7 protein-coding genes and 1 pseudogene are annotated in these 8,568 nt (G+C 71.8%); all 8 read right to left on the reverse strand.

Annotated features, from left to right (window positions below; genetic code table 11):
• Window positions 1-901: 901 nt before the first annotated feature.
• The 8 genes and pseudogenes from FNQ90_RS06130 to sufD all read right to left on the reverse strand — a co-directional run bounded on the left by FNQ90_RS06130 (window position 902) and on the right by sufD (window position 8,457).
• Window positions 902-2,416 carry a hypothetical protein gene (locus FNQ90_RS06130; protein WP_323379801.1) on the reverse strand — a complete coding sequence of 505 codons (1,515 nt, stop codon included), beginning with the start codon at window positions 2,414-2,416 and terminating at the stop codon, window positions 902-904.
• A 152-nt stretch (window positions 2,417-2,568) separates the two neighbouring features.
• Complete coding sequence (gene dapD / locus FNQ90_RS06135) at window positions 2,569-3,555, reverse strand: 2,3,4,5-tetrahydropyridine-2,6-dicarboxylate N-succinyltransferase (RefSeq protein ID WP_182605329.1); 987 nt, start codon at window positions 3,553-3,555, stop codon at window positions 2,569-2,571.
• Window positions 3,556-3,750: 195 nt separating this feature from the next.
• The gene (locus tag FNQ90_RS06140) at window positions 3,751-4,080 is read right to left on the reverse strand and encodes a metal-sulfur cluster assembly factor (protein WP_143618850.1); all 330 of its coding nucleotides are present in this window, start codon (window positions 4,078-4,080) and stop codon (window positions 3,751-3,753) included.
• Window positions 4,081-4,199: 119 nt separating this feature from the next.
• Window positions 4,200-4,664: pseudogene (sufU, locus tag FNQ90_RS06145) on the reverse strand (Fe-S cluster assembly sulfur transfer protein SufU); the annotation flags it as partial.
• Window positions 4,665-4,762: 98 nt separating this feature from the next.
• A complete protein-coding gene (locus FNQ90_RS06150; RefSeq protein ID WP_182605331.1) occupies window positions 4,763-6,019 on the reverse strand; it encodes a cysteine desulfurase in 1,257 nt (418 codons plus the stop codon).
• A 134-nt stretch (window positions 6,020-6,153) separates the two neighbouring features.
• Window positions 6,154-6,918, reverse strand: a complete 765-nt coding sequence (gene sufC, locus FNQ90_RS06155; RefSeq protein ID WP_182605332.1) for a Fe-S cluster assembly ATPase SufC — start codon at window positions 6,916-6,918, stop codon at window positions 6,154-6,156.
• A 7-nt stretch (window positions 6,919-6,925) separates the two neighbouring features.
• Entirely contained in the window at window positions 6,926-7,279 is a 354-nt protein-coding gene (locus FNQ90_RS06160) for a non-heme iron oxygenase ferredoxin subunit (RefSeq protein WP_143618842.1), read from the reverse strand.
• Window positions 7,276-8,457: a Fe-S cluster assembly protein SufD gene (gene sufD / locus FNQ90_RS06165; protein ID WP_182605333.1), complete on the reverse strand. Its 1,182-nt coding sequence runs from the start codon at window positions 8,455-8,457 to the stop codon at window positions 7,276-7,278. Before sufD ends, FNQ90_RS06160 begins: the two co-directional genes overlap by 4 nt.
• Window positions 8,458-8,568: the final 111 nt, after the last annotated feature.

Here is an 8,568-nt window from a genome sequence, read left to right on the forward strand (position 1 = left end):
CGCATGCGGAAGCGGGACGGGAGGGGTGTGACAGCGGTGTCGGAGGGATCCTGCCTGTTCAGGGAGGCGCTCGGGTTTTCGATGTGTAACACGATGCGATGCCGTTACGAAATCGATTCCGGAGCGCGGGGCGCGGGGTCGACACGCAGGTCCCGCGGGGCGAGCGCGCGGCGGCGGGCCACCACCGCGAGTCGCTCCGCGCCGGGCCCCGCGCCCGCCGGGGAAACGCCCGGCGCGAGTGGCCCGGGACGAGACCGCTGCCGGGATCGACGAAGGCCACCGGGCCGCCCGCACCGTCGTGCCCGAAGGAGTGGTCCGCGCCCGGGAACGGCAGCCCGACCATGAGATCCGGGCCGTGGGCCCGGTATCCACCGATCACCGCGTCGTGTCCCATCACCTGCGGTCGGGCGGCCCGCGGTACCCCGAGGAGGGCGGGCGGCGGGGCCCGGCCGGCGAGACCGTCCACGACCGCCGCGTACCTCCCCGCCGGCTCCCGGACGGAGGGGACCGCGCCGACGGGGGACGGGCCGGCCGGCCGGATCACCCGCTCACGGGCCGGACGCTCCAGCGGCCCGACTCGGGAGGCGCGCCGATCGCGGGCGATGCCGGCCGGGACCGTCGTCGGCCGCCGTCCGGGTGCCACGGTGCACGGATCCGGTCCTCGTACATCTCGTGCGGGGGACACCGGTGGCGCGCAGGACCACCTCCCCGACGGGAGGGAGGGGCCCGGTCCGGAGTCCGCGGCCCTCCCGGCGCTCCCCCGGCGGAGGGTGCGGAACGGGTGGTGTGAGTCTCTCGTCCGCCCCGGCCGCCCACGGGTCCGGGCGGCCGTCGAACATGACCCCCGGGAATTCCCGGAATCACCCGAAAGAGTGAGGAACGAGGTGGGAAAACCCCCGATTCACCCCCGCGAGCGGGCCCGGAAGGCGGCCCGCCGTGCCTGTTTGGCGATCCGACGATCGGGGTGGAGCCGGCTCATCGCATCCAGCACGTCCCCGGTGGCCGGATGGTCCACCCGCCAGACGCGGTCGAAGAAGTCGGAGTGGTGACCCACCAGGCCGTCGACCAGTTCGCGCAGTTCCTCCTCGTCCGCGGTACCGGGGACACCGCCCGGCGGCACGGCTCCGACCCTGGCGGCGAGGGTGTCCACCGTCAGCCAGAAGACCATCTCCTCGGAGGGGGCGGGCACCCCCTCGATCCCGTGTTCGGTCAGCCAGACCCGGGCGAGACCTCCCAGCTCCGGATCGTCCAACACCTCGTGCAGGGCGGGAGTCGCCTCGGAGCCCACCAGCGAGAGCACCGACTGGCACTCCAACCGCCGGCCGGGGGCCGCGGCGTCCGAACCCCGGGCGGCGGCGAGCAGTTCCCGGGCCGCCTTCTCCGGTTCCCGGCGTGCCAGCCATCCCTCCGCCTCGACCCGGGCCGCGTCCTCGGGGTAGGCGGCGAGCACCGTCAGCAGCCGGGAGGCTCCGGCCTCCGCGGCCTCCCCGAGGACGGGGGCGTCCATGCCCGCCTCCGAGAGGCGGCGCCGCATCGCGTACAGGCCGAGAGGGGTCAGCCGCACCCGGCCGTACCGACGCTCCTCCTCGGCATCGGGGTGGGGATCGGCCCCGTCCCCGAAGTCGCCGTCGTCATTGTCCTCGCCGGTGAGCAGTGTCGGGTCCATGCCCTCGTACTCGATCACCCCGGTGGGGGCGAGCACCGCGAACTGGGAGTCGAGCCGCGCCATCACCACCGAGACCTGTTCCATCGTCTCGAGGTCGGGAGCCGTCCGGTCATCGGGCATGAGCAGTCCCGCAGCGACCACCGGCAGCGGCACCATGGCGTCGGACACCCCGGCGGGCGCGCTCACCGTCATCAGGTAGAGGGAGGCCAGGGCCGCCTCCAGGAAGCCGTTGTCCTCCTCCACACCGGCGAGGTGCGGGGTCTCCCCCTCCTGCTCGATCAGGGCGTCCTCCAGCACGAAGGCGGAGGCCAGTTCGGCGAGCACGACCTCCACGGTGCCGTACCAGCGCTCCAGGACCTCGGCCGGGGAATCGGCTCCGAACCCGGCGAGGGCGGCGGCCGGGACGGCGCGCGGCGCCCTCTCCTCCCCGATCACCTCGACCAGCCCGGCCTCGATCGCGAACGCCCACGCCTCGGCCGCCATGGCCGCCCCATCGGGATCGTCGGCCAGTCCCAACAACTCCACCGCGCGGGCCAGATCCTGCTCGGTCGGGTCCAGGCCCGGCTCCAGGGCGACGCCCTCCGCGGCCGTGGCGGAGCCGGGCGCGTTACCGGCCCCGCCCCCGACCGGCAGTTCACGGGCCAGGTGGATCGCCCGGGAGAGAAGCGGGGCGGCGAGCGCGGCAGCGGCCAGTTCGGCCTCCCGGGGAAGCCGCACGGGCGGCATCACGGCGGGCTGGGCACCGATCACGGTGGGGGAACTCCTTCATGGGGAAGAGCACGGAGCGCCCAGCCTAGCGGCCCCTCCGACCCCCGGGTTCCGAGGAACGGACCGGCCCGGCGGGATCGGGGACGATTCCGCCGGGCCGGTCGGCGTACGGACTTCCGCTCCCCGACTTCCCGTCAGTCGTTGCTGTGCAGGGCCGCGTTGAGGCCACCCCAGGAACCGGTGCGCTGGAGCGCCTCGACGGTGCCGGTGGTGGAGTTGCGGCGGAAGAGCAGGTTGCTCGCGCCGGTCAATTCCAGTGCCTTGACCACCGATCCGTCCGGAAGGGTGACCCGGGTGCCGGCGGTGACGTACAGGCCGGCCTCGACCACACAGTCGTCACCCAGCGAGATGCCGATGCCCGCCTCCGCACCCAGCAGGCAGCGCTCGCCCAGGGAGATGGTCTCCCTGCCCCCGCCGGAGAGGGTGCCCATGATCGACGCGCCACCGCCGATGTCCGACCCGTCGCCGACCACCACCCCGGCACTGATCCGTCCCTCCACCATGGAGTTGCCCAGGGTGCCGGCGTTGAAGTTGACGAAACCCTCGTGCATGACGGTGGTGCCGGAGGCCAGGTGGGCCCCCAGCCGTACCCGGTCGGCGTCGCCGATGCGCACACCGGAGGGCACCACGTAATCGGTCATCCGGGGGAACTTGTCGACACCGGTGACGATGAGCGGCGAACCGGCCGCGCGGGCGGCGAGCCGGGCGTGATCCACCCGGTCGATCGGCACCGGACCCAGGTTGGTCCAGGCGACGTTGGCGAGCAGGCCGAAGACACCGTCGAGGTTCTGGGCGTTGGGCCGCACCAGCCGGTGGCTGAGCAGGTGAAGTCGCAGATAGGCGTCGTGGGCGTCCGTGGGCTTGTCCGCCAGGGAGCCGATCACGGTACGGACCGCCACCACCTCGACCCCGCGCCGGGGGTCGGGGCCGAGCGCGTCGAGGGCGGCTTCGCCGAGCAGTTCACCGGCCCGCTCGGTGGTGAGTCGTTCGGTGCCCGCCGGTCCCGGCTCGTCGAGCAGTTCCGGGGCGGGGAACCAGGTGTCCAGGACGGTGCCGTCGGTGGTGAGGGTGGCGAGGCCGGCGGCCACGGCGCCGGTGGTGGAGTGAGCACGTGCGGTCATGGGGCCACGCTAACCGGCGGCCGGCTCCGGCCGCGAACCGGTCCCGCCTTCCCGCGTGCCCCCGCCGCCGACGGAGGGCGGCGGGCGCCGCGGGCATCGAGCACGACGCCCCACCGGTCGGCGGACCGGTGGGGCGGAGGGAGCGATGAGCACGGCCGAACCGGACCGCACCCGGCCGAAGACCCGCGGAGGCCGTCAGACGTTGAATCCGAGGGCGCGCAACTGCTCCCGACCCTCGTCGGTGATCTTGTCCGGGCCCCACGGGGGCATCCAGACCCAGTTGATCCGCAGTTCGCTGACGATCCCCTCGGTGGCCGTCCTGGCCTGGTCCTCGATCACGTCGGTCAACGGACAGGCCGCGGAAGTGAGGGTCATGTCGATGGTGGCGATGTTGGCGTCGTCGATGTGCACACCGTAGATGAGGCCGAGGTTCACGACATCGATGCCCAGTTCGGGGTCGACGACGTCGTACAGGGCCTCGCGCACCTCCTCCTCGGAGGCCGGGGTGGTGGTGGTCTCGGTCATGAAATCTCCCGGTTGTGGTGATTCACCGCGCCGACCCGCGCGGTCGCTTCCTCCCCGCCGGCCGCTTGCGCGGTCGCTTCCTCCCCGCCGGCCGCCTGCGCGGTCGCTTCCTCCCCGCCGGCCGCTTGCGCGGTCGCTTCCTCCCCGCCGGCCGCTTGCGCGGTCGCGTCCTTCCAGGCCATCCAGCTCAGCAGCGCGCACTTCACCCGCGCGGGATACTTCGACACCCCGGCGAAGGCGACGGCGTCCTGGAGGATCTCCTCCATCTCGTCGTCCGGCTCCAGTCGTCCCTTGGACTGCATCAGCTCCAGGAAGGACTCCTGGATCCGCCGCGCGTCGGCGATCTTCGCGCCGACCAGCAGTTCGTTCAGGACCGAGGCACCCGCCTGACTGATGGAACAGCCCTGGCCCTCGTAACTGACGTCCGCGATGGTGTCGCCGTCCAGGCGGACCCGCAGGGTGATCTCGTCACCACAGGTCGGGTTGACGTGGTGGACCTCGGCGTCCCCCTCGCGCAGGCCACGGCCGCGCGGGTTCTTGTAGTGGTCCAGGATCACGTCCTGGTACATCGATTCCAACTTCATCGCGTCATCCTCGCGCTCCGGCCGCGGCCACACCGGGCCACGCCGCTGTCACGGACGGTGGGGTGACCCGGTGGGATGACCACCGGGTGCCCGTGGCGTCAACCGAAGAAGTCGCGGACATGTTCCAGTCCCTCCACCAACGCGTCCACCTCGGCCGGCGTGGAGTACAGGTAGAAGGAGGCGCGGGTGGTCGCCGGCACGCCGTAGCGCAGGCACACGGGGCGGGCACAGTGGTGTCCGACGCGCACCGCGATCCCCAGCTCGTCGAGCACCTGCCCGACATCGTGGGGGTGGATGTCCCCCAGCGTGAAGGAGATCGCCGCTCCCCGATCGCGGACGTCGGGAGGGCCGATGACCCGCAGATCGGGCACGGAGGCCAGCCGCTCCAGGGCGTAGGCGGTGATCGCGTGCTCGTGCGCCGCGATCCGCTCCATACCGATGCCGGACAGGTAGTCGATGGCCGCGCCCAGGCCGACCGCCTGCGCGATCGGCGGCGTGCCCGCCTCGAACTTGTAGGGCGCCGGCGCGTAGGTGGAGGAGCTCATCGAGACGGTCTCGATCATCTCCCCACCGCCCAGGAACGGCGGCAGGTCCTCCAACAGCTCCTGGCGTCCCCACAGCACACCGATACCGGTGGGTCCGCACATCTTGTGTCCGGTGAAGGCGACGAAGTCGGCCTGCAGGGCCTGCACGTCCAGCACCTGGTGGGGTGCCGCCTGCGAGGCGTCGATGAGTACCAGCGCACCGACCTCCTGGGCCCGGCGGACGATGGTCTCCACCGGGTTGACGGTGCCGAGGATGTTGGAGACCAGCACGAACGAGACGATCTTGGTCCGTTCGGTGATCACCTCCTCGATCCGGGAGAGGTCGAGGCGGCCGTCGTCGGTGAGACCGAACCATCGCAGGGTCGCGCCGGTGCGCTGCGACAGCAGCTGCCAGGGCACGATGTTGGAGTGGTGCTCCATCTCGGTGATGACGATCTCGGTGCGCTCGTCCACCCGGTAGGGGTCGTCCGCCCAGCCCAACATGTTGGCGACGAGATTCAGTGACTCCGAGGCGTTCTTGGTGAAGATCACCTCGTCCCGGCTGGGGGCGTTGATGAAGGTCGCGACCCGGTCGCGAGCGCCCTCGTAGAGGGCCGTGGCCTCCTCGGCGAGCACGTGCACGCCGCGGTGGACGTTGGCGTTGTGCCGTTCGTAGTAGGTGGTGAGGGCGTCCAGCACCTGGCGCGGCTTCTGCGAGGTCGCCGCGTTGTCCAGGTAGACCAGGCGCCGACCGTCGTGGACCGTGCGGTCCAGGGCGGGGAAATCCTTGCGGATCGCCTCGGTGTCGAGGAGGCCGGTCAGCTGCGTCACGCCCCCTCCTTTCGGTAGCTCGTGGGGCCCGCCCCGGGGTGCGGGACGGGCCGGTTCGGGTGCGGCGTCCCGACGGCCGGCCGTCGGCCGGTCGTCGGGACGCCCGCGCGGCCCGGGGGCCGCGCGCGGGGACGTCACGCGGACGCGCCGCCCTTGACGTAGCGCTCGTAGCCCTCGGCCTCCAGCTGCTCCGCCAGCTCGGGGCCGCCGGACTCCACGATCCGCCCCTTGGCGAAGACGTGGACGTGGTCGGGCTTGATGTATCGCAGGATACGGGTGTAGTGGGTGATCAGCAGGGTGCCGACCTCACCGTTCTCCCGGACCCGGTTGACGCCGTCGGAGACCACCCGCAGGGCGTCGATGTCCAGCCCGGAGTCGGTCTCGTCGAGGATCGCGATCCTCGGCTTGAGCAGTTCGAGCTGGAGGATCTCGTGGCGCTTCTTCTCACCGCCGGAGAAGCCCTCGTTCACGTTGCGCTCGGCGAAGGCGGGGTCCATGTTCAGGCGGGCCATGGCCTCCTTGACCTCCTTCACCCAGGTCCGCAGCTTCGGGGCCTCGCCCCGAATCGCGGTGGCGGAGGTGCGCAGGAAGTTGGAGACCGAGACGCCGGGCACCTCGACCGGGTACTGCATGGCCAGGAAGACACCGGCGCGGGCGCGCTCGTCCACCGACATCTCCAGCACGTCCTCCCCGTCGAGGGTGACGGTGCCGCCGGTGACGGTGTACTTCGGGTGACCCGCCAGCGAGTACGCCAGGGTGGACTTGCCGGAGCCGTTGGGCCCCATGATGGCGTGGGTCTCGCCCTGCTTCACGGTCAGGTCGACGCCCCGCAGGATCTCGGCGGAGCCGGTCTCGGTCTCGACGGAGACGTGCAGGTCGTGGATCTCAAGCGTTGCCATGGGGAACTCAGGACTCCTGGGTGACGGAGACGAGCACGGCGGCACCGGGGCCGTCTCCTTCGATCTTGACAGGGTATACGGGAATGGGGCGCGAGGCCGGGGGGCCGGAGGGCTGCCCGGTCCGCAGGTCGAACATGGATCCGTGGAGCCAGCATTCGATCATGCAGTCCTCCACCTCGCCCTCGGAGAGCGACACGTTGGCGTGGGAGCAGATGTCGTGCACGGCGAAGACCTCGCCCCCGGTGCGCACGACGGAGATCGGCACGCCCTCGATCTCCACGCGGCGGGGGGTGTCCTCCTCCAGGTCCCCCAGCGCGCAGGCCTTGACGAAATCACCGGTGTTCGCGGCGGCGGCGCTCATCCGATGGACGCCTCGAGCTCGGCCTCCAGCTTGGCCACCAGCCTCTCCTCAACGTCCGGGACGCCGATGCGCTGCACCAGCTCGGCGAAGAAGCCGCGGACGACCAGTCGGCGGGCCTCCTCGGTCGGGATGCCCCGGGAGGTGAGGTAGAAGAGCTGCTCGTCGTCGAAGCGGCCGGTGGCGGAGGCGTGGCCCGCGCCCACGATCTCGCCGGTCTCGATCTCCAGGTTGGGGACCGAGTCGACCCGGGCCCCGTCGGTCAGGACGAGGTTCCGGTTGAGTTCGTAGGTGTCGGTGCCGGTGGCGGTGGCACGGATCAGCACGTCACCGATCCACACCGCGTGCGCGTCGCGACCCTGGAGGGCTCCCTTGTAGGCCACGTCGCTGCGGCAGTTCGGGGCGTCGTGGTCGACGAACAGGCGGTGTTCGTGGTGCTGACCGTTGTCGGTGAAGTACAGCCCGTAGAACTCCGCCTCACCACCGGGAGCGGTGTAGGTGACACGCGGGTGCAGCCGCACCAGATCGCCGCCGAAGGTCACGATCACCGAGGTGAACCGGGCGTCCCGCCCGATCAGGGCGTTGTGCTGGGAGCAGTGCACGGCGGTGTCGTCCCAGTCCTGCACGGAGACCACGGTGAGCTTGGCCCCGTCCCCGACGACGAACTCGACGTTGGCCGCGCGGACGGTGTCGCCGGTGTGGTCCAGGACGATGATCGCCTCGGCGAAGGGCTCCAGTTCGAAGACGGTGTGCCCGAAGGTGACCCCGCCCTCGCCGTGCAGCGAGACCCGGATCGGCTCGGTGAGGGCGCGCTCCCTGGCCACCGTGACCACGGTGGCGCTCTCGAAGGAGCTGTAGGCGCGGGCGGCGACCCGGTCGACCGGCTTGCCGGCGCGGCCGAGACGGGCGTCGTCGCGACCGACCTTCTCCACGGTGACGCCGTCGGGGGTGGTGATGTCGAGCTTGACGGAGCCGGCCCGATCGGTCGGCTCGTCGTGCAGGCCGCGCAGGCGCTCGAGCGGGGTGAAGCGCCATTCCTCCTCGCGACCCCGGGGCACCGGGAAGTCGGCCACATCGTAGGACGGCGGCGCACTCATCCGGGTGGCCACGGTGGAATCCGCGGCCACCGCGATGGATCCGGTGGTGGTGGCACCGGCCGGAAGGGTCTGGGCCTCAGCCATGGCAGTCGTCGTGCTCGCTTTCTGGGTCTGCGGGTCGGCGCCGCCGGCGCGGCGGGCGGCGGGCCGGCGGCGGTCGGGTCGGCCCCGGGCGGGTGTCCGGGGCTCCGGGCG

The organism is Streptomyces alkaliphilus, from assembly GCF_014141535.1.
Taxonomy (GTDB): Bacteria; Actinomycetota; Actinomycetes; order Streptomycetales; family Streptomycetaceae; genus Streptomyces; species Streptomyces alkaliphilus.